Origin of the sequence: Agathobaculum ammoniilyticum (assembly GCF_025567315.1) — a bacterium.
Classification (GTDB): Bacteria; Bacillota; Clostridia; order Oscillospirales; family Butyricicoccaceae; genus Agathobaculum; species Agathobaculum ammoniilyticum.
Genome location: NZ_JAOQJE010000011.1, coordinates 59,477 through 81,056 on the forward strand (window position 1 = coordinate 59,477; position 21,580 = coordinate 81,056).

17 protein-coding genes are annotated in these 21,580 nt (G+C 52.9%); 12 read left to right on the plus strand and 5 right to left on the minus strand.

What is annotated here, in order from left to right:
* The 5 genes from OCV66_RS11800 to OCV66_RS11820 all read right to left on the minus strand — a co-directional run.
* Positions 1–2,923: EAL domain-containing protein (locus OCV66_RS11800; protein ID WP_262564581.1), on the minus strand; the 2,923-nt coding region annotated here is incomplete at its 3' end.
* Positions 2,924–3,052: 129 nt separating this feature from the next.
* Complete coding sequence (locus OCV66_RS11805) at positions 3,053–7,894, minus strand: S-layer homology domain-containing protein (protein WP_147574439.1); 4,842 nt, start codon at positions 7,892–7,894, stop codon at positions 3,053–3,055.
* Positions 7,895–7,927: 33 nt separating this feature from the next.
* Positions 7,928–8,524: a PilZ domain-containing protein gene (locus OCV66_RS11810; protein ID WP_054327120.1), complete on the minus strand. Its 597-nt coding sequence runs from the start codon at positions 8,522–8,524 to the stop codon at positions 7,928–7,930.
* Positions 8,524–8,847, minus strand: coding sequence for an EscU/YscU/HrcU family type III secretion system export apparatus switch protein (locus OCV66_RS11815; RefSeq protein ID WP_054327121.1), 324 nt, complete (start codon positions 8,845–8,847; stop codon positions 8,524–8,526). The genes OCV66_RS11810 and OCV66_RS11815 overlap by 1 nt, the downstream gene beginning before the upstream one ends.
* A complete protein-coding gene (locus OCV66_RS11820; RefSeq protein WP_054327122.1) occupies positions 8,834–10,252 on the minus strand; it encodes a hypothetical protein in 1,419 nt (472 codons plus the stop codon). The genes OCV66_RS11815 and OCV66_RS11820 overlap by 14 nt, the downstream gene beginning before the upstream one ends.
* Before the next feature lie 120 nt (positions 10,253–10,372).
* Between OCV66_RS11820 and OCV66_RS11825 the strand changes: the two genes are divergently transcribed.
* The 12 genes from OCV66_RS11825 to OCV66_RS11880 all read left to right on the plus strand — a co-directional run bounded on the left by OCV66_RS11825 (position 10,373) and on the right by OCV66_RS11880 (position 21,466).
* Positions 10,373–12,478, plus strand: coding sequence for a chemotaxis protein CheA (locus OCV66_RS11825; protein WP_054327123.1), 2,106 nt, complete (start codon positions 10,373–10,375; stop codon positions 12,476–12,478).
* Between the two features lie 28 nt (positions 12,479–12,506).
* Positions 12,507–12,998 (plus strand): chemotaxis protein CheW, encoded by a 492-nt coding sequence (locus tag OCV66_RS11830; protein ID WP_054327124.1) that lies wholly within the window; start codon positions 12,507–12,509, stop codon positions 12,996–12,998.
* Between the two features lie 60 nt (positions 12,999–13,058).
* A complete protein-coding gene (locus OCV66_RS11835; protein WP_054327125.1) occupies positions 13,059–13,868 on the plus strand; it encodes a CheR family methyltransferase in 810 nt (269 codons plus the stop codon).
* Positions 13,869–13,893: 25 nt separating this feature from the next.
* Positions 13,894–14,925, plus strand: coding sequence for a protein-glutamate methylesterase/protein-glutamine glutaminase (locus tag OCV66_RS11840; protein WP_054327126.1), 1,032 nt, complete (start codon positions 13,894–13,896; stop codon positions 14,923–14,925).
* Positions 14,926–15,055: 130 nt separating this feature from the next.
* A complete protein-coding gene (locus tag OCV66_RS11845; RefSeq protein WP_054327127.1) occupies positions 15,056–15,346 on the plus strand; it encodes a flagellar biosynthesis anti-sigma factor FlgM in 291 nt (96 codons plus the stop codon).
* Between the two features lie 5 nt (positions 15,347–15,351).
* Entirely contained in the window at positions 15,352–15,804 is a 453-nt protein-coding gene (locus tag OCV66_RS11850; protein WP_147574440.1) for a hypothetical protein, read from the plus strand.
* Between the two features lie 27 nt (positions 15,805–15,831).
* The gene (locus OCV66_RS11855) at positions 15,832–18,264 is read left to right on the plus strand and encodes a flagellar hook-associated protein FlgK (protein ID WP_054327129.1); all 2,433 of its coding nucleotides are present in this window, start codon (positions 15,832–15,834) and stop codon (positions 18,262–18,264) included.
* Between the two features lie 18 nt (positions 18,265–18,282).
* Complete coding sequence (locus OCV66_RS11860; protein ID WP_054327130.1) at positions 18,283–19,308, plus strand: hypothetical protein; 1,026 nt, start codon at positions 18,283–18,285, stop codon at positions 19,306–19,308.
* A gap of 41 nt (positions 19,309–19,349) precedes the next feature.
* Entirely contained in the window at positions 19,350–19,952 is a 603-nt protein-coding gene (locus OCV66_RS11865; RefSeq protein WP_054327131.1) for a DUF6470 family protein, read from the plus strand.
* A 14-nt stretch (positions 19,953–19,966) separates the two neighbouring features.
* The gene (gene fliW, locus OCV66_RS11870) at positions 19,967–20,413 is read left to right on the plus strand and encodes a flagellar assembly protein FliW (RefSeq protein ID WP_107631896.1); all 447 of its coding nucleotides are present in this window, start codon (positions 19,967–19,969) and stop codon (positions 20,411–20,413) included.
* Positions 20,407–20,652: a carbon storage regulator gene (locus tag OCV66_RS11875; protein WP_054327132.1), complete on the plus strand. Its 246-nt coding sequence runs from the start codon at positions 20,407–20,409 to the stop codon at positions 20,650–20,652. Before fliW ends, OCV66_RS11875 begins: the two co-directional genes overlap by 7 nt.
* A 10-nt stretch (positions 20,653–20,662) precedes the next feature.
* On the plus strand, positions 20,663–21,466 hold the full coding sequence (locus tag OCV66_RS11880; RefSeq protein WP_107631897.1) for a tyrosine-type recombinase/integrase: 804 nt from the start codon (positions 20,663–20,665) through the stop codon (positions 21,464–21,466).
* Positions 21,467–21,580: the final 114 nt, after the last annotated feature.

Here is a 21,580-nt window from a genome sequence, read left to right on the forward strand (position 1 = left end):
GTTTGCCAAAACGGTGGCAGGAATAGATAATGCTTGCGATAAAGTCCAGTTTCTGCTTGGAGGAGGTGATCCCGTGGATCAGCGTTTGATCCAATTTGATCAGGTCGGCCGGATGCTGTAGAAGCAGGGAAAGGTTGGAATAAGCTGTGCCAAAGTCGTCCAGAACAAAGGAAATGCCTATTTCCTTGCACTGCCGGATAAAGGCTTCCAGTCGCTCCGGCGCACTGTCATGATGGGTTTCCGTAAGCTCTATCAGCAGGTTGTGGGCTGGGATATGGAACTGTTGAAGCGTCTGCCGGATATGAGGGAACAAGCCGTCATCCAGAAGCTGAAGGTAGCTGATGTTGATGGAAAAGCGAAAGTCCGGCCGAAGGGAAAGAATATGCTGTGCCGCACGCGCGGTCTGGGTGATGACCCATTTGCCGACAGGAACAATCACACCCTGCTGTTCCAGTGTGGCGATGCACTGGGAAAGCGAAACATTTTGCCCATGCATGCTCCAGCGGAGCAGGACCTCGCCGCCGAATATCTGTTGCGTAGCGGCTTCAACCTGCGGCTGGACAACGATATGGAAGCCTTCAAAGCCGTGGTTGACACTGTAATTGAGGGTAAAACCGAGACTGCTTTGTTCTCTCCGATTTTGTATCATATGGGGAGAAAATTTCAGATAATCCAGCGAGGGGAAGCCAGCCGAAACATTTGCGACCACGATGGCGTTGTCAATCAGCTCCTGCGCGGTGGCCCCGTCCTCAGGGTAATGCAGCACGCCTGCCGCGCAGGGATACATCATATGGATTCCGTATTTGGCACAGGCATCCAGCATGATATTGCGTATCCGCTGGACCGGAAGCGCAGGCTTCAGGTTTTTATGGGAGAAAGCGAGGAAATGGTTGTCACTCAGGCGAAAAAAACGGAAGAACGTACCCATCTGTATTTCCAACTGGCAGCCAATCTCACGCAGGACAGCGTCTCCCGTTTCGCGGCCGAAAGCAAGGTTGATATCGTCAAGCGGCTGGAACGCAAAGCTGAGCAGGAGCAGGGGGGAGCGGGAAACGCTGCAGATAGCAGACAGCTCCTCTTCTGCCGAGGACAAATTGAGAAGCCCAGTGGTCGAATCAACGGCGTCTTCGTTTTTCAGGCAGACCATGCTACCGGAAAAGAAGAGCGGGCGGGCCATTTCCGCGTCCCACTTCATAATGCCGCGGCAATGGATCCACAGCAACTGCCCCGCCTTGTTGTAAATACGGTAGCGGATCGTATGGATCTTGCGTTTCTTTTCAATCATATCCTGCAAATCGGCTATATGAAGCGCCTGATCCGGCTTATAAATCCGCTGCTCCAACAGGTCGACAAAATTATACACAAGATTGTCTGTAAAATTGAATTCGTCTTTCAGGTTATCGGAAATAAAATAGACATTTTTCTGCATATCACCACAATAGAGGTAAAAGGTGGTATCTGCCATGGCGACGGACTGGAAAAAGACCTCGGGATCAAAAAAATAGTTGCTCAGGAAGTTTTGGAACGCGGTTTCCCTGGAGGAGAAGCAGGCAGGCGGCATAGCGCTGCCGCGCAGCGTGGAATGGCGCGTCTGGCCGGTTGCGAGGTCGATGCGGCTATAGTATTTCCGCTTATCCTGATACATCAGATCGTCCGCTTTCTGTATCAGGGTGCGGATATCCTGGCTGGTATCCGCTGTCCACAGGCTGCCGATAGACAGCTCGCAATTGCTTTCAGCCAAGAACACCCGCAACTGGGCGACGCTTTGTTCAAAGTCCGGCTGCGGCGTATTATCGCATAAGACCAGGAATTCATCACCGCCCATACGGTAGACCGGCTGGGTGGGGAACGCTTTCTGCAGAATATGAAAAATACGTACAATCAGTTCGTCGCCGCTGTTATGACCGAGCAGATCGTTAATGCTTTTCAGTCCGATCAGGTCGCAGTAGACGAGGCCGATTGAATGCAGTGGACATTCCCTGCGGATATGGTCTTTTAGTGCGCGGCGATTCAGGGCACCGGTCATCTGGTCGTACATGCTGGAGTTCTTGAAATAATGCAGCAGATCTCGCCGCTGCATGGTCGTGGTGATGAAAGGGGACAGCACCTTGCAGATATCGGAAAGATAGCGGAGTTGTTGCGGCGGTGCGTTGTCCAGACGCAGGTAGCCGCTGATGCGGCCCTCCAGCAACAGTGGAACAAGGAGAAGGGACTGATCACCCCCAGCGGAAGCCTGGTCACAGAAAACGGGAAGATGCCTTTGCAGCTCCTGACCACTGGAAAGAACCAGAGGCTCGGTGCTGTCACGGCCGGGATACTGTTGTGAGAGGTACTGCTCCAAATCAAAAGGGAGTATCTTAGTACCCGCAGAGGAGGGAGGCCAGCAGTAAGTGCTCTGAAATCGGTGTTCGGCCGGTACGCGTTCGTAAATGGAAAGCTGCAGATCGGCCTGCTGCTGTCCAATATACTGCAGCATCAGGTTCAGGGATTCATCCGGCTCATCCGAGGCCGCGAAAGCAAAAATCAGGCACTCATTTACGAACGCTTCGTAATGAACGAACGAATTGAAGCGATAGGTCTCCAGCTCGCTTCTGTCCATATTGATGGCCAGCGTGACATGATAACGGCAGCCGCTGTATTCGATCAGGCTGTCCTTGATGCGGAACGTATGTGCGGTGACGGGATTACGGTATACCCATTCGGCGGCCCCGCTTTCCAAAAGCGCCCTGCATGTACAGAACGTACAGGGCTCGTGTGCATGCTGCATGACCTCGTAGCAGGGATGCCCCTTATAGTCCGCTTCTGAAGGAAAGCCATACAGCTCCCGTGCATGACGGTTGAGGTAGACCAGCTCGTGCGTATCGATATCGCTGACATAGACAAGGTCGCTGAAATGCTCGAAGTATTCCCAGGGAGCCTGCATAGCTACCCCCTCCTTTATACACGGAAAAACTAATATATATAACATATCGGCAGAGCTTGGCATTGTGTTAAGAGACCGCGAGCGGGGTAAAACAAAAAGGAAGCCGAAAGGCTTCCTTTTTGCTGTGTATTATGGGGCTGTTTCCGAGGTGGTTCCATCAGAAAGAACGAATTCCACCTTGTTGGCGCCGTCTTCTTCAATGGGGTTCCCGTCAGAATCCCTTTTATATTGCAGGGTAAAGGTGATGGAACCGTCGGTTCGCATGTAGCCGGACTTATTGGAGAAGTAGCCGCCATTCCCTTTTCCGTCTGTCGGCGTGATCGTGAAGGAGTCGCCTACAACAAAGTTATTGAACTTGACGCCCAATGAACGGGTGGGGTTCAGGTTCGACAGCTTCACATATTCTACGGAATCAGGGAAAAGGTCACTGTTTTTACCGACTGTGGGAATGTAGGCCTCCGGTGTACTCATACTGTCATCGAATACATAAAGCTCGGTGTCGAAGTTGATGGTAACTGTTCCGTTATACCAATGCTTATTGTTGCTGTAGGTGGAGGTCGTGTTCATTGATTTTACCAGTGGGCCGCTGCGGTTCACCTTCTGTATATTTTTTACCACGCGGAACACGGGCAGGCCGCCCAGCTCATTCTTTGCAGCGACGATGAACAGATATTTTGTCGGTTCGTTTTGCAGCTGATCTTTGTCGATCACGGTTTCGGTGCCGCTGAAATTCCGCTCCGCGCCGTTTTGGTCAGGTGCGGGGGAGGCGTCGCTGCCGCCCTGCATGATTTCCCACAAGGCTTCCTTGAAAGCGGTGGAGTCTTTATAGCCGCCAATTGACGTATCAGAGGACCACTTGTCGAACGCATCGCTCTCCATCATTTCCAGAGCAGTTTTGCCATTGATTTGGGTTGAAAACAGGGGCGGATAGCCGCTCTGTGTTGCCTGCGGATAGAGAAGCCAATGCACTTCCGCTTCGACGCTGGTTTGTCCGGCAGCGGGCTTGATGGAAAAGGTTGCCTGACCATCACCGGTGGAATTGGCGGTCAGCACAGGCGGAACCACATCGCTGGTGTTGAATTTGTAGCACCAAACAGGGGAGGGATCCTTATACGAGCCTTTCAGAACAAAATAGATATAGTACTCCTGATTGGGCTGGAGGTCCTCAACGGTAAAGCTGCCCTGGCCTGTACCGCCGTAACGAACCTTGCCGGTTTGATACCCATTGGCCGGGGTGTAATTGGATGGGCTCATGATATTCTGGGTGGTGGGGGTTCTGATACCCTGCTCCTTCCGCTTACCGGGCTCCGGTAAGGCAGCCTCGGCGTCGCCGTCGTCCTTAAATTGGCCGATATCTATAATAAGACCAGGATCATCCAGATCAGGCTCCAGACGGTTGACAGGGGCGACAACGTAATATACGTCCGCCTCGCGGTCGAGCATGTAATCGACGCGTGTCAGGGAATCACCGGGAGCCACACGGGGATACCCCTGCATGAACTGGGGCGCGTTCTGGTTGACGCGGCGCACATCAATTGTGAAATCGGATGGGTTGCCGATCGAGGCCAGCTTCTTCTGTTGGATCACATAGCTGTCCCAGAAGGACTGCTCGACGATTCCACCGGAAGTCAGGTTTTGTAGTTCGTTGGGACTGCCTGCAACGCAGTACATATACAGGTTAACGGTCGCATCCCACTTGTTACGATCCCTGTCCAGATTGATGGACGTAAATTCGACTGCGTATTCATATCCCTGGACCAATTGATTGAGCTGCGGATAGTCAGTAGGCTCAAGACCCTCGGCGCGGTTCAGGCTGGCCGCTGTCCACTTTTCATCGGGTGTTTTATTGATGGTGAATTCTACCGGCGTGCCGACCGTATCCGTTACGATTTCCCAAGCGGGCTTTTCAGCTGAAAGGTCACGGCGGTACAGCTTGAACGAAATCGTGGTATCCGAGGCGATCAGCAGGTCGTATTTTGTTCCATCGGGTACATTTTCTGTGGAATTGGCATAGGGGACCATGGAGAACGAAGCTTCAATGCCGGCGGGATTAAAACCGTCGACATCCGCGGCGGTATACTGCAATTTATTAAAGTCCACCTGCGCATCCAGGACACGGAATTCCTGGGACTTGGTGTTGGCCGGCAGGACATTGTTAGAGGAATCCGTGATGTTGTTCAGTACAAACTGGTAGGTCGCGCCGCTCTGCAGCTTCAGTGCAGCGTTGGCAAAGGTGACCTCGGTCTGCCCTTCCTCGTTCAGCTTGACCGTTATATTCTGACGTCCGTCTGGACCGAGCTCAAGCTCCTGCTTGCGCTGGTCGGTGGGATTATCCATGTTGTTGAATGTAAACATTCCCCGGATAATATCTACCCACTTGATCGGGGTCTGGTCTTTATCGCCGGCAAGCGTAAAGTCGTTTTTGCCGGAGGCAAACATTTCGGACAGGGACATTTGTGTCTCGCGGCTGTAAATGTCCTCGCTGAATACAAGGGTGACGTCGGTATTGGCCAGCGGGATGTCCTCGTCATTGGCCTGAGAGAAGCGCAGCTCAACCAGCTCCGGCGCGCTGCTGTCCAGCGTTTTCGCGTTCAGGATAGTCGCGATTTCAGACAGATTGCCCGCCGTATCCTCAGCGACAAAGTAGATATCGTAGGCGGTTTCCGCGTCAAGGCCGCTCATGTTGAAGGAAGCGACCGCGTCCTGCTTCGCGTTGAACGAGCCGCTTTTGAGCGCATACATGCCACCCTTAATCTGTAGCTTTTTGTCGAGCGCCTGCGCCTCCTCGTCCAGATCGGGGTTAGACTGCGGATAATTTTCCGTACCGTGCTTTACGATCGCCCAGTACACCTTACCGTCTTCATTGATCATGGATTCGCCGGTCAGCGCCTTGGCGTCGATTTTACTGATTCGGGGATAGTTGGTGCGGAATACAGGGGGCGTGCGGTCGGCGGTTTTTACCGATATTTTTTTGACCGCCGAATCGTTAACGGTATCGGTCAGGAAGAAGTATGCGTCATACTCGGTTACCTCGGCAAGCGCGTCCCTGGCGTACTTATCCTTGTTGCCCATCAGGATGTTGTCTTCCTCGCTGCGGATCAGCTTGCCCTTTCCAGAGGAGATGGCGCCGCTGAGCGAGCCATCCTTAAAATCATTTGCGGTGGGGGCGGGCATCCCCTTTTTGTAGATGGCCCAGTAAAGAGTGCAGGTTTTTGTTGCCGCTACGTCAAAGGTAACATAGGTGTCCTCAATCGTACTGGTTCTGGGATAGCCGGAGGCAAAATTGGGCTTGCTGTTGTCTGGCGTGGTAAAATACACACTCTTGACCGTGCTGCGGTCGTCGCGTGCATCCACCAGTACAGCAGAAAGGACATAGGAGGCCCCAGGCTGCAGGCCGGTGATTTTCTGTGAAAGCGCATCGTTTGCATCCTTGACGGACAGGTTACCGCTTTTTACAATTTTCCCCCCATAGGAAGGCGGCTTGATCAGGTCGTTGGCATCAAAAGCACCGTCGCCGCTCAGGCGGACAGCCCAGTACAGCGTGCCGGGCTTGTTCGTCATAAAGGAGGCCTCGGCCTGGTTGGGGGCAACATCTGACAGACGGGGATAGCCGCTCAGGATGCGCGGCTTGTCTGACATTTGATCCGCCATTGTGCTGTCCATGGTGATGCCGTCGATATTGGCGGTGATGCCGGGACGGATGATGATGACATCGGGCAGCATTTCCACCGTACAGCCCGGTGCATTGACGTACAGGGTGCCGATGTCGCCCTTGCCGGTTACAGTAGTTCCGGTATCCAGGTTCAGCTGCTCCACAACAGCGCCCTGTGCGATCGTTACTTTGGAGTCGACCGCGTTTTCATCCACGGTCAGCTTTTCCACTGTGCCGCTGCCAACATTGATGGTCGATTTGGGCGACATGGTCACGACCTCATGCATATTTCCGGCCAGATCGAGCTGCGTACCCTCCTCGCCGTCCACCTCGACATAATCAAAGCCGTGGCGGCCGGTCGATTTTCCCTCCAGATAAGTATTGGTTCGGATGTAGACCCTGTCGATATCTGTGTTGCCAACCGTTCGGATTGTGACATACTGGTTAGTCGGGCTGTCGACGATCATTTCAGGGGCGGTGCAGTTTTTCAGGATGATGCTCGCGTCGCCCTTATTGCTTTCACCTGCGCCGCTGGCGATGATCTGCCCGTAAACTGTGACATTGTTGAGCGTGACATAGCCAAGGCCTACGCCAGGGGTGATATAAAGATCGCCGGTGACGGTCATGTTTTCCAGTGTTACACCGGAGGTGGAAACCATCAGATTGCCGGAAACGCTGTTGGAATAAGTACCGGCGGACTGGATCGGCGTGCCGATGACGCGGACCAGCATGGTGGCAACCTCGCCGCGCGTGATGCGGTCGAGCGGCCGGAACGTTCCTTCAGGGTCGCCGGTCAGAATACCCTTTTCAGCTGCGGCCTTAATATAGCCGCGGCTCCAGCTGCTGGCCTTGCGGCTGTCGGTAAACGACAGGTCCTCGCCGGACTGCGGCTGCAGCATCAGGTTGCGGCAGAGCATGGTCGCGGCCTCCTCGCGGGTCAGCGTGTCGTCCGGCGAGGCTGTGGAATTGGAAGTGCCTTTAAAATAACCGGCGGTATAGGCAATGCTGATATCGTCATAAAACCAGTCGCCTGTTCGTACGTCGCGGAACGGCTGCGCGCCGGTTTTATGATAGCCGAACGTGCGGTTCAGCATGCTGGCAAATTCAGCGCGCGTAATAGCGCGGCCAGGTTCCAGATTGCCGTTCTGGTCGCCGCGCATAATATTCCAGGATACCAGCCTGCTCAGGTAGGCATCCTCCCACGCGGCCTGTGCGGACGGTACGGTTAACGGCAGCATGCCGAACAGGAGGGCTGTGCATAAGGACAGCGCGCACACCCGTTTGGCGCTGTGGATCACATGTGATAGGAAATGACTCATTTGCGTTAACACCTCTGCGTTTGATAGGAAAGTCTAATGGACGGTTTTGATTTTGTGGTGCAGGTCGTATTCAAAAATACCCTCCTGCAATAGAGCCTCTTCTTGGGGGAGAAGGTCGGAAAAAGCGCAGGCATATAATTGCTGCTCCTCGGAAATGACACGGATCACCTGTGCGCTCAGCAACAGGGGCGGGGAAGAAAACGGAATTGCGATTTCAAAACGGAAGCCGGGCGCGAGCGGTCGGCTGGCGTACAGGGATATCCCGCCGCAGCTTACGTCGTGCGTGATGACGGGCAGACGGGCTGAATCACCCGAAAGCGGGTACAAGTAGGTGCGGAGCATGATCGGGATGCGAAGGTGCCTGCGCAAATGCGGACCAATATGCTCCTCAGCCACAAAATAAAGACAGGTGTTTTGTATCCCAGCGACTCTGCCGCGCCATGCCATGAAGTTTTCGGAATTGATGCTGAGAATGTTGATGGCGGGAAGTGCGGACAAATCACAGATTGGCTTGGAGGTCAGCTCGAAAACCTTTTGCTGTCCTTTCTGTTCCATAAGGATAGCACTGGCCAGTGTTTTCTGATCATCGCTGAGGATGACGAAGCGTTTTTCCGGCTGTGGATGATGCATTATACGTCTCCCCCTTTGGACGGTCCGGTATTTGTTGCGGGTACACGGGGCTTTTCCGGCGCCTCCGGATCAAAATGCAGGAAGTAAACATAAATATCAACGATAAACTGGTAAAGCGATTCAGGGATGGCCTGACCGAGGGCAAGTTGGGAAAGCATGGTGGCAAGGGAGGAGTCCTCATAAACAGGCACGCCGTTTTCAGAGGCTATCTCGACCATGCGTTCCGCAAGGTAGCCCATGCCGGAAGCAACCACGACCGGAGCGGGCGCCCCATTTTCATACTGCAGGGCGACAGCCTTGCGGCTTTGATCATATTGTGACATTAACGCTGTTCATCCTTTCGAGTATCTTGGGGAACGCCTGGGTCAGTGTAACACGCTGCGCAGAGGGGGAGGCGCGGATCGCCCCCGGATTTAGCCCAGCGCTTTCTGCCATTTTAGCCAGTTTGGCCTCAAAAACACCGGTAAAAGGCGTCAGGTGCGGTGGGCAGAAGAGCTCTGCACCGACCGAATCGTCCTGATAAGTAAGAAGGAGATCGAAGCCGCCGAGATCCTGTATGTCAAACTTGAGCAGCAGACGCATGGGGGCGGTCGGGGAACCTGCCGCACCTGACTGCTTTTCGGCATCTGCGTCAACCCATAGCTCGGAGAACATCGCACGTCCGTCCATGGCGGCAGGAAGAATGGCATGGGCGAGCGGCATAAAAACACTTTGGTTGACAAGCACCGAACGCATCAGTTCCTGCATGGCCTGTTGCTGCGTCGTGCTGCCCTCTCCCCGTATGGCGCGGGAAGCAAGGGAGGTAAGCTGATCCAAAAGCGTGGCGGTTGCTTCATCCGGCGGAACGGTATGCGCGCGCAGCATTTGCAGGATATCCTCCTGGCTCATTTCGCCGAACGCCTTTTTGACCGGTGTGTAGCTGAAAAGCTGGTAGAAAGACTGCAGTACATTTTGCGGGGAACCGTTTTCATACTGCGCGATGGTGGGGAGCAGCATGCTCAAAAGGCTGCGGGCGATGCCACGATCGTGCATTTGGGAAACATAGTCCGACATATAGGGGAGAACCGTGTTCTGGAGCAGGGAGAGTGCACCGGCGCGGTCGCCATGAGCCAGCAAGGCGTCAAGCTGCGCCAGTTGTCCGTCCAGTGTGCTGCTGAAGCGTTTCGGCATGAACCAGGACATTTGGCGGATGGTGCGCGTCAGGCTGCGCTCGATATGCTCCGTGGAGGCGAAAGCGCTGAACTTCCGCAGAAACTGGGCAATATCCTCCTTCATAGCAGAGGAGGGATTGGACTGGAGCGCCTTGCGTAAAACATCGAAAAGCGGTCCGCGGAAGCGCTGCCCAGAGGAAAACTGACCTTTCAGCAGGGCGAGAAGCTGCTCCGGATTGAGCTGTAAGGCCTGTATAATGCGTACCAGCGCTGCACTGACCTCGGCCGTTTCGGCTCCAGACGCACTCAGACCGCTGGCCAGAAGCTGGTAGATACTATCGGAAACCGAGCCGAAAGCGCGAAGATCCTGCAAAAACGCCTGGAAATAGGAATCATAGCGCCGCGTCAGCCCAGAACCGGCCGTATCCTGCCGATCGGTACGCTGGTCGGCGCGGCTGATGCGCGATGGATCAGGTATGTTTTTGACCTGTGTATCGTTCGGTGTGATAGGAGAACGATAGCTGGTATTGTTCTCCTGCCCAGGGACAGGGTTGGTCACACTGGTGATGTTTGGCATAGAGCTACACTCCGTTCATCCGTAGAAAAATTTATCCAATCTATTAATTGCGTGCCATATCCGGTCGATTTATGAATATAACTACTGTTATTGTAATTCGGAAAGGATGGCATGGGATTTATGGCGAACAGTGGCGACAGCGTTCTGGAAATGTATTTGTATGAAACAAATACATTGCTTGAGCAGCTCGATAATATTATGCTTGCCGCAGAGCAGGCGGATACGCTATCACAGGATGATGTAAACGAGATCTTCCGCATTATGCATACGCTGAAAGGCTCGGCGGCAATGATGGAGTATGAGCCTTTGATGACCATTGCACACCGGATTGAGGATCTGTTTTACCTGATTCGGGAAAATACGATGGATATTGTTCCGGAACAGGATCGGCCGAAGCTGTTCGACCTGCTGTTCCGATCGATCGACTATTTTCGTGATGAGATCGGTAAAATCGAAAAGGGGGAACCCCTTTCTACAAATATCGACCGCTTTGTTGAAACAATTAACATGTTTATCGACAAAATTAAAAATGATGGACAGGTTGCTGGGAGCAGTGGGGAAGCACCCTCGGCGGACCAAGCTGCGGCGCAGGGATGCCGCACGGCTACAGTGGAAAACGCGCCGGCCGGCTATCCGTTTGCGCTGCGGGTCTTTCTGGATGAGGGCTGTGGGATGGAGAACCTGCGTGCGTTCATGATCGTAAGTGATGTTCGGGACAGCGGAACGCAGTTCCTTTACCAACCGGAGGATCTGGAAAGCAATACGGCTCGTTCGCCGGAGATCGCGGAAAACGGCTTTACAATGTATTTCGCAGCGGAGAATGAGCGTAAGGCGGCCATCCCGCTTATCTCTGACCTGGGCTTTGTGAAAACCTATCAGGAAATCGACGCAGCTCCCGCGCCCGAGGCGCAGAGGGACGAGAAGCAGGAACCTGCGCCGGAAGCCACCGGACAGACAGAGCCACAAAAAGCCGCGCCTGCGGCGGGGGCCGAAGCAACGTCCGGCAAGGGCAGTGGACACCAGATCAAGCAAAGCCTGATCAGTGTCAATCTGTCCAAGCTGGATCAGCTGATGGCCGTGGTGGGAGAAATCGTAATTACGGAGACAATGGTGACCGCGTCGCCGGACCTGCGCGGGATCGAGGATGCCAAACTGGATAACTTCTATAAATCCGCCCGCCAGCTGCGCAAGCTGACAGATGAGCTGCAGGATATCTCGATGTCGCTGCGCATGGTTCCAGTATCGGGGACGTTCCAGAAAATGCGCCGGATTGTCAGAGACATGGGGCAGAAGCTGGGCCGTAAGGCGCAGCTCAGCATCATCGGGGAGGATACGGAGATCGACAAGACGATCGTAGATGCGATCAGCGACCCTATTATGCATATCGTGCGCAATTCCATGGATCACGGCATCGAGCCGGACGAGCAGATGCGGATTGACGCAGGCAAGAATCCTGTGGGGGAAATTACACTGTCCGCTCAAAATACGGGAAGCGAAGTCATCATTAAAATCGAGGATGACGGGATGGGTGTAGATTGTGATGCTGTGCTGCGTAAAGCGCTCCGGCAGGGGCTTGCCAGCCCTGATGTGGAATACAACCAGCGCGAGATCATGAACTTCCTGATGATGCCGGGCTTTTCGACCAATCAGGAGGTAACGGAATTCTCCGGCCGCGGCGTTGGTATGGATGTCGTCAAAAAGAATGTAGAAACGGTCGGCGGTGTGGTAACGATGACCAGTGAAAAGGGGAAAGGGAGCTGTACGACTCTCAAAATCCCGCTCACTACCGCGATTATGGACGGTATGGAGGTGCGGGTTGGCGAATCCATCTTTACCATCCCGATCCAGAATATAAGGCAGTCCTTTAAGGTGACGGAGAAGGATATTATTCATGATGCGATGCAAGGTGAGATCATCAACAAAATGGAGGAGTTCTATCCCGTGGTACGCTTGTACAATGTTTACGGGATAGAGCCGCAGTCGACCTCCATCAATGACGGAATCCTTGTATGGGTGGAGAGCAGTGAGAGCTCGTGCTGCCTGTTCGTGGATGAGCTGCTGGGCAAGCAGCAGGTCGTCATCAAGCCGCTTCCGTCGTACCTGAACAATTTTAAAATAAAGGATGCGGGGATCGCTGGCTGCACCATTTTAGGCGACGGCAATATCAGCCTGATTTTGGATGTAACCAATCTGATGGATTTTATCAGCGGCAGCGCAGGATATTGACAGGGATAGCATAAAAGGAGAGAATGCAATGTCTGATGAAAATATGATGTTTGCAACCGAGGAGATGCAGCGGGAGGCATCTGGGTCTGCAGAGGACAGCACGGCAGAAATCGCGACCCGTAAATTCCTGACGTTCCGAACGGATAACCTGCTGTTTGGTGTGGAGGCAGAAAATGTGGTGGAGATTATCACAAACCATGTGATCACACAGGTGCCTATGGTGCCAGCCTATGTGCGCGGCATTATCAACCTGCGTGGACAGACAATTCCGCTGATGGATATGCGGCTCCGCCTGTCTGTTGAACCGAGAGACAATGACTGCATCATCGTACTGAACCTGAATGAAATGCCGATCGGCATACTGGTTGATACGGTCTGCCAAATCATTGATATCCCAGTGGATACCATTCTGCCGGTACCGGCGCATAATGCACAGAAATATGTTTCGGGTATGACGACCATGCCGGATGGGACGGGTACCATGCTGGTGCTGGACTGCGAGCTTCTGCTGGCCGAATAAGCAGAGCACTTCTATGACCGTGGATTATGTTAAAACTATTGCTAAGAGGTAGTCGATATTATGCTGCAGCTGTCAGATGCAGATTTTCAGCGGCTGGTAACGTTTATGCGCGACCGCTATGGGATCAATCTTTCACAGAAGCGGCTGCTGATTAACAGCCGCCTGTCCGCGGCCCTGCAGGCAAAAGGGTACACGGATTTTACAAAGTTTGTCGATGAGCTGCTGTCAGGAAAGGATGCGGCGCAGGTTGAGTTTATCCTGAACAAGCTCACGACCAATTATACTTATTTTATGCGCGAAAAGGAACACTTTGCGTTTTTTAACGAGGTGATATTGCCGGATCTCATCAAAAGGAATGAACGGAAAAAGGTGCTGTCCATATGGAGTGCGGGATGTTCGACGGGAGAGGAGCCGTATACCATTTCCATGTGCATCAAGGATTTTCTGGGACCGCAGGCGGGGCTGTGGGATACACGTGTGCTGGCGACGGATATTTCACCGCGTGTTTTGAGCGAGGCGGCGGACCCGTCTTATGAGATGCCGACCGACATCCCGCCGGAATGGAGCCGGCGCTATTTTCGGAAACGGACGGACGGGAGCGGTTTGTACACAGTTACGCCGGAGATCCGGCATAATGTTATCTTCCGTGTGTTCAATCTGATGGAGCCAATTCACTTCCGAATCAAGTTTGACGTTATTTTCTGTCGGAATGTCATGATTTATTTCGATCAGGAAACAAAGGACGCGCTTGTGCAACGCTTCTATCATGCGACCAATCAGGGGGGCTACCTGTTGATTGGCCATTCAGAGAATATCAGCAAAAACAGCCCGTACCGAATGCTCCGCCCAGCGACATTCCGCAGGGAGTGACGGCGGTGAAAGGAGGAACGCTGCAATGCAGAGCATAAAAAAGATACGGGTAATGGTTGTCGACGACTCTATTCTGGCCCGGCGCGTTATACGGGATGGCCTGTCTGCTTATAGCAACATGGAGATAGTCGGGGAGGCGGGGAATGCGGTGGAGGCGCGGGCGAAGCTGCCGCTGCTCCGGCCGGATGTGATGACGCTGGATGTGGAGATGCCGGGTATGAATGGGATTGACTTTGTAAAAAGCCTGCTGCCACAGTATCCGGTCCCAATCATTCTGGTGTCCTCCCTGAACCTGCGCGTATTTGATGCGATGGCGGTCGGAGCGGTTGATTTCGTTCGGAAGCCGGAAACGGTCGGGGCGAACCAGCGTTTTATAGAGGCGCTTGCCAATAAAATTGTTGTGGCTTCCTGTGCGCGGATACGCCGCAGCCGACCGGCTGCGGTGCCGACTGCGGGCCGGTTGCCGCTTACGGCACAGGGCGTAAAAGAGACGGTTATTGCAATTGGAGCATCCACGGGTGGGACCGAAGCAACGCTTGAGGTGCTCAAGCGTCTGCCGGCCGATACGCCGGGGATTGTAGTGGTGCAGCATATGCCGCCGGGCTTTACAAAAATGTATGCCGAACGCTTGGACAAAATATGTGCGATGAAGGTAAAGGAGGCGGAAAACGGGGACGGTATCGAACGCGGCCGAGTATTGATTGCGCCCGGGGATAAACAGATGCGTGTCGTCAGGACAGGGAGCCGCTACACGGTGGCCTGCCAGCTTGGGGAAAAGGTAAGCGGACACTGTCCATCCGTGGATGTGTTGTTCCACTCGGTGGCACAGAGCGTGCGTTGCCGCATGGTAGGTATCATCCTGACCGGCATGGGGCGAGACGGTGCGGATGGACTGCTGGACATGAGGCGGCATGGCGCTTATACGATTGGACAGGACAGGGAATCCAGCGTTGTTTATGGGATGCCTATGGTAGCACATGATATTGGCGCAGTGGTACAGCAAGCCGCCTGTGAAAATATTGCGAGTATACTGCTTCGCCATCTGAACAATACATAGGAATATACAGGGAAAGAAAAATAAGCGACAGGTTTTTGCAGCCTGCCGCTTATTTTTTTGTGGTAATGACCGATATTTGACTTAGTAAGTAATTCATCGGCTTGCGTGTGCTGAAAAGGAGCTGATCATAATGATGATTCCCAAAACGGGAGGCTTGTCCCCGTTGGCAATACACCGACCGCAACCAGAAGAGAATGAAAGCCAGCCCGTGGGTACTGCGCAATTCGACAGGGTAGAGCTGACCACGTCGCAATATACAGAGGAGCAGCGCTTTGCGCATGAACTCGCGGGACGCATTGCACAGGAAGTGCGGACGTACCGATGTGAAACTCTTCCGGAGCTGCAGGAGCAGGTTCAGACGGGCGCCTATCAATATGATATTAATGAGCTGGCAGCGCGTATCATGCTGTTTGGAGGATGACAGGGATGGAAGAATTGCTGGGACTGCTGGACCGTCTGACGGTGATTTTAGGCGAGCTGACTGCTGTGCAGAAGGACGTTGCGGCCTCTGTCCATGAGGACGATCTGATACGTCTGGGCGAGTGCATGAAAAAAGAACAGGCGTTGTCGCTCAGCCTGCGCAATATTGACCAGAAGCGGCTCAGGCTACAGCAGCAAATGGGGCTGGAAAAAATAATGCTGTCTGCTTTGCCGGAACAGATAGATTCCATGGAGCTGCGTGAAAAGGTAAAAGATGCGGCAGAGCGGTTGTCCGCACAGTACCGGATCATGCAGAGTGCGGCCGAGGTGGCCCGCTCGGCGCTGGAATGCAGCCTGCATCAGGTGGAAAATATGATTGCAGGGCTTGGGCTTGACCCCGAGCATGTGAAGGATCATACGATAACAACGGGCGGACCGCATACAGATTTTCGAGCATAAAGGAAGAAACGGAGGAAACAGAGAGCAATGGCCACTTTTGGTGAGTTTACTGTGGCGCGTTTGGGTATGATTGCAAGTCAAATGGCGCTGAATGTAACAGGTCAAAACATTTCCAATATCAATACGCCGGGCTATACCCGTCAAAGGCTCGATCAATACAGCTTTATCACAAGCGGATCAGGGCTGTATCATTCTGCAAATTCGGCTTCGGTTGGCTCTGGCGTTATGCTGTCCGGCATCTCCCAGCTGCGCGATCCGTTTTTGGATATTCGGTTCCGGAAGGAGATGTCGAGCGTCGGTTCGGCCAGTGCGATACTCGATGGGCTGGATCAACTGGAGAGCGTTATCAATGATGTAAACAAGAGCGGTATCACAACACAGATTCAGGATCTTCTGGGGAAGCTGAATGACCTGAATGACCATGTGGGTGAGAAAGAATTTGATTCGCTGGTACGCAGTTCGGCAGAAGCGCTTTGTCAGCTGCTTAACACGAGCGCCAAGGATCTGGAAACCGTATTTGAAAATGTATATAACCAATACACGCAAAATGTACAGGAAGCTGACAATATTCTTAAGAAAATACAGGAGCTGAACGAGGAGATACGCCGTTCGGATATTAACGGGGATTCGGCGCTTGAACTGCGCGACCAGCGTAATATGCTGATCGATCAGCTTTCCGAGTACATGAAAATTGATGTAACCTACAGCGAGGAAAACCTTGGAGCAGGCTTTTCTGTCGAAAAACTCACCATCAAAATGGTGGATAATAAGACGAATAAGCCTGGGGCGACGCTGATTGACGGCATCTATCGTGCGGATTTGTCGATTGCTCAAAAAGTGGATGCAGCGGGCAAGCCGGTTGTGGATGCGGATGGCAAACCGGTGCCGGACGATCTGTTGCGGCTTGCGATCAGCGAGCTGCATGACTCCGCCTATCAGACGCAGTTGTCCAACACGAATTCCCAGTTCCAGCTTCAAGGGCTGGATTTTGGGAAGAACGCACAGGGTGGACAGCAAACGATCGATATTACCTATAAGGACAAGGATGGGAACAAACATACCGTTTCTGTCGATTTCACGGTGGAAAAGCCGGCGGATGACACGCCGGAAGCAATTGCGAAAGCGCGTGAAAAGACCTTGGCTAATCTGGCGGATGCTTTGAATAAGGATGCCACGCTACAAGGACTGTTCACAGCCAAGGCGACCTCGAACGGGCTTGTCATGATATCGACGGACAAAGGGGCTGATGCTGCCACCGTGACGCAGATGGAGCTGGCAGCCAATAATACCGGCATCACCCTGGGAGATACAAAGTCGATCGCCGCTGTACCAGCTAATACGACGATTGTGGACGAGGGGCACGGATATGGCGCGCTGGAATCCACCCGCCAGATGCTGACTGGCGCGGGTGAGTTCCGCACGGACGGGGGAGACAAGTCCATCCGCGGGATACCGTATTATCAGAAATCCCTGGATGCCTTGGCAAACAAGTTTGCTACCGAAATGAACCGGATCAACACGACCCGTCCAGACGGTACATCTTTCTCAGAGGTTGGCTCAAATGGAGAGGCTGTACAAAAGCAGGCGGGGAATCTGTTCACGGCAGAGGGGGATGATCCGAAAAATCCTGATACCGTGATCACGGCAGGGAACATCTCCATTTCATCGGCGTGGAAAAGCGGGGAGGTGCAGATTATCTCCTCCGTTTCGGGTAATCCGGTGCAGGGTACGATGAACGATAATATCAATCGACTGATCAACGTATTTGAGACAAGCTATACGTTTCGGCCGAGCGATATCATCCGCACGAATGATGCGACTTTCACAACAGGGGAACCAAAGCAGGATAACGCACTTACGCCGGGAACGGAACTGACTGCACATATTACTTATATTGACGGTATGAATCAGGAACACACGGTAAAGGTCAAGTTCCAGTCCGGCGCAACGGCGGAGGAGACGCAAAACAACCTGTACGATGCGCTGCAAAAGGATCAAACGATAAATGGCATATTTGATATGAAGGACAACGGGACGACGATCACATTCGATGATAAGGCCGTTGTACCGGAGGGTTCCCTGTGTAACCTGGTGACCGGTATTGCCTTTACAGATGCGCAGGGGAGCAAAACCGACGCATTTTCCATGGGGGATGGCGCAGTTGCCGGGGCGGCATCAGGGGACTCAATTTACAAGGGCAATCTGGAAGGCTGTTACGCCAATATGGAAGGCGTGCTGGGTGCGCATAAAAGTACGACATATACTATTTATGAAACGTATGCCGCAGCTGCGGATGGAATCAATACCAGCAGGGATAGCGTTTCCGGCGTCGATCTGAATGAGGAGGGTATGAATCTGCTGCAATATCAGAAGTCGTTTGCGGCTGCCTGCCGTCTGATGACAGCGTTGGATGAAGCGATGGACAAAGTGATCAACGGCATGGGCATTGTCGGCCGCTGACAGAGAGGAGTTATAGTGATGTTTCGGGTTACAACAAACGGTACGCTTCGTACCTATCGGGGAAACTTGGCAAAAGCAAGCTGGAATCAGTACTATGCGATGAACACTGTTTTGACGGGACGGCGGTTCAACTCCTTTTCGGAAGATCCGGCGCTGGCGGCGCAGTCGTTTCGTGTGCATGCGGCCTCTGCGCGTAATGAATTTCAGAGAAAGACCAGCGAATCTGCGATTCACAAATTTGAGTCGGCGCAGGCGAGCCTGCAGGAGATCGCAGATCAGTACAATACAGCGCTTGACCAGGCCGAACAAGGCGTGGACGGCTCCAAATCAAGCGCCCGTGAGGAGATTGGGAAAACCCTGCTGAATACTGCGGAAGGCATGGTCAAAACGCTGAACGCCAAATATGGGGATAAGTTTGTGTTTGCCGGCGCAAACGGCGAGGAGGCTCCGTTTGAACTCAAGGATGGGAAGCTGTATTTCCGCGGGATAGACATGGCGACACAGGATCCGGATGAGCTGGCGAAGCTGGAGGAGTGGAGCAAGGAGTCGACCTATGTGGATATAGGCTTGGGCCTGCAGCTGGATGAGAATGAACAGGTCATTCCCTCCACCGCATTCAACACGGCGATTTCCGGCGCAGGGCTGCTGGGCTTCGGTACCTATGAGGATGGTTCACCTAAGGATATTATTTCGCTGACAGCGCAGTTGGGGCAGCTTCTGGTGGACTCGGCTGCGGATGGAAGCGATAAGATGAATGAAGCAGATCAGGAAAAGGCAAACGCGCTGTTTGATAAGATGCAGGAGTCTTACTCCGCGTTTAACTCCAACCGGGCTGAGCTGGACACGAAGGCTCAGTTTTTAAAGTCTAATGACACCCGCCTGACCTCTACCGGGGATACGCTCACAGAGCAATATGAGTCGCTTGACAGGGTGGATTTGGCGGATGCGTTGAGTACGTTTGTGTATGCCCAGTACAGCTACAATGCTGCGCTGCGGGTTGGCAACAATGTGCTGTCGCAATCGTTTATTGACTATATGTCTTAAGCATAAGGGTAAGAGTAAGAGCAAAAGAGGTGTACAGCGCTATGGAACGGTTGATAGAGATTAAAAATGTTCCGATTGAGTTGGAAATGAAAGTAAACCATGCGCGGCTGGAATACAAAAGGTCGCAGGTGGATCTGGAGGTTTCCCGCAGCAAGGGAGGTCTGCAGATACGCAGCAAGCCCATCCGGCTGAACTTGGATACGTTTGAAGCGCGTAATTCCATTACACCAACCGCAATGCGCAGTATTGAACAGGCTGCACAAAAAGGGCGTGAGCAGGTTTATGAAACGACCGGCACCTATGCCAAGCACGGAAAGCTTCTGCTTCAGGCAAAAATTGGCCAGCAATTGATCACACAGTTCGCGATGGAATCCCAGCAGGTCAATACGGATGTTGCCATGACATTTCTGCCCAGCACAGGTCCGGATATTTCCTGGGATGCAGGGGAGCTGAACATCCGCTATGAGATGGATAAGCTGAATTTTGACTGGCGCATTGGAAATGGGGATGTGGAGTTTATACCGGGTGATATTGAGTTTACCGTAACGCAGCGTCCGGACGTCATTATCAAATATATTGGCGGGCCGGTCTATGTGCCTCCCTCTGCAGAGCCGGGATACGAGCCGTTGGATGAAACGGTTTAACTAAGGAGACTGGAATGAAAATTGAAACCAAATATTTTGGAACAATACAGGTAGACGAGCAAACACTGCTGTTTTTCCCCAATGGTATCTTTGGTTTTGAACAGGAAAAAAAGTTTGTCCTCCTCCCTTTTGCCAAGGAGGAGGATTTCCTGTTGTGCCTGCAAAGCGTGGAAACGCCGTCGCTTGCCTTTACCGCACTGAACCCTTTTATGCTGCTGCCAACCTATCAGCCCAAACTGGCAAAGTCTGAGCTGCTTCAAATGCAGGTAGAGAAGAGCGAGGATTTGTGCTATTATACGCTTTGCAGGGTTAACAAGCCGGTGTGGAAGAGCACGGTAAACTTGAGATGCCCCATTGTCCTGAACGACCGGACGAGACAGGCCTGTCAGGTGATACTGGATGAATATGATATGCGGTGTCCTCTGGACTCTATAGGACGACAGGGGGGAGCGCAATGCTGATACTGCAGCGGAAACAAGGACAGTCCTTTATGATCGGCCAGGATATTACAATTACTGTTCAGGAGATCGGGGCAGGACGTGTCCGCCTGTCGATCGATGCGCCGCGCAATGTATCGGTTCTGCGGGAGGAATTGGTAGCAGCGCGCAGGGAGAACGCAGCCGCCGCAAGGGAGGAAGTTTCTCCCTTGCAACTATTGCAACTGCTGAAACAGGATAATTCATCTAAGCAGGAGAGGTGAATAAGGGAGGATGGAAAATGGTTACAGGGTGACGGAAAACGAAATAAAATCCTTTCTGGTGGACCTGCAGAAAAGGGGAAGGACACGCTCCACGATTGCGCAATACAGATCCCAGCTTTTGCAGCTGAAAAAATTTTTGGGGGAAGAAGGCCTGCTGAACAATGCCAGGCTGGCAAAGTGGAAAGGGTTTATGCAGGAAAACGGCCTGGCCAATGAAAGCATTAATGCACGGATATCCGCTGCCAACAGCCTGTTGGCATTTGCGGGCCATAGGGAATGGCAGCTGGTACAGTCCCGTCTGCCAAAGGAGAAAGAGGAGGCTGCCCCTGAACTGACAAGACAGGAATATCTGCGCCTGCTTCAGGCGGCAAAGCTGCTGAAACGGAAGCGTAGTTATTATCTGATAAAAGTATTTGGGTGTACAGGTATTAAGACGGGGGATATCCCCTATATTACGGTCGAAAGGCTGCGGCAGGCTGGAAATGAAACAATTGTGCTGGAGAATGGTTCTTCCTTTACGATGCCCGTTGCACTGGTTGGAGAGCTTCTGCAATATGCTGAAGAAACAGGGGTTTGCAATGGCCCTGTTTTCTGTACCCGAAATGGGAAGGCGATAGACCGGCGGATCGTTTGGAGCAGCATGAAAAGTCTGTGCAGTGTTGCGCAGGTGGATGAACGCAAAGTCACGGTTTCCAGTCTGGAGAAAATGTATAGGACGACCTGCATAGGGATAGACGCGATGGTTGCCGTATTACGGGAACAGGCGTATGCAAAGCTTTTGGCTGATGAAGAAAAAATTGTGGGATTGGAGTAGCTTGGCCAGCCGGATAAAATTGGATATGTTGAACAGGCGGGGGCCTCGGATGCAATGGCTTGAAAAACATTGCACCCGAGGCCCCCTGTGATGGCTGGCTGACAGGCAGTAAGA

Coding starts and splice junctions, on each gene's coding strand:
- OCV66_RS11805 (WP_147574439.1), bottom strand. CDS start 7,894: ATGAGTCATTTCCTATCACATGTGATCCACAGCGCCAAACGGGTGTGC.
- OCV66_RS11810 (WP_054327120.1), bottom strand. CDS start 8,524: ATGCATCATCCACAGCCGGAAAAACGCTTCGTCATCCTCAGCGATGAT.
- OCV66_RS11815 (WP_054327121.1), bottom strand. CDS start 8,847: ATGTCACAATATGATCAAAGCCGCAAGGCTGTCGCCCTGCAGTATGAA.
- OCV66_RS11820 (WP_054327122.1), bottom strand. CDS start 10,252: ATGCCAAACATCACCAGTGTGACCAACCCTGTCCCTGGGCAGGAGAAC.
- OCV66_RS11825 (WP_054327123.1), top strand. CDS start 10,373: ATGGCGAACAGTGGCGACAGCGTTCTGGAAATGTATTTGTATGAAACA.
- OCV66_RS11830 (WP_054327124.1), top strand. CDS start 12,507: ATGTCTGATGAAAATATGATGTTTGCAACCGAGGAGATGCAGCGGGAG.
- OCV66_RS11835 (WP_054327125.1), top strand. CDS start 13,059: ATGCTGCAGCTGTCAGATGCAGATTTTCAGCGGCTGGTAACGTTTATG.
- OCV66_RS11840 (WP_054327126.1), top strand. CDS start 13,894: ATGCAGAGCATAAAAAAGATACGGGTAATGGTTGTCGACGACTCTATT.
- OCV66_RS11845 (WP_054327127.1), top strand. CDS start 15,056: ATGATGATTCCCAAAACGGGAGGCTTGTCCCCGTTGGCAATACACCGA.
- OCV66_RS11850 (WP_147574440.1), top strand. CDS start 15,352: ATGGAAGAATTGCTGGGACTGCTGGACCGTCTGACGGTGATTTTAGGC.
- OCV66_RS11855 (WP_054327129.1), top strand. CDS start 15,832: ATGGCCACTTTTGGTGAGTTTACTGTGGCGCGTTTGGGTATGATTGCA.
- OCV66_RS11860 (WP_054327130.1), top strand. CDS start 18,283: ATGTTTCGGGTTACAACAAACGGTACGCTTCGTACCTATCGGGGAAAC.
- OCV66_RS11865 (WP_054327131.1), top strand. CDS start 19,350: ATGGAACGGTTGATAGAGATTAAAAATGTTCCGATTGAGTTGGAAATG.
- fliW (WP_107631896.1), top strand. CDS start 19,967: ATGAAAATTGAAACCAAATATTTTGGAACAATACAGGTAGACGAGCAA.
- OCV66_RS11875 (WP_054327132.1), top strand. CDS start 20,407: ATGCTGATACTGCAGCGGAAACAAGGACAGTCCTTTATGATCGGCCAG.
- OCV66_RS11880 (WP_107631897.1), top strand. CDS start 20,663: ATGGAAAATGGTTACAGGGTGACGGAAAACGAAATAAAATCCTTTCTG.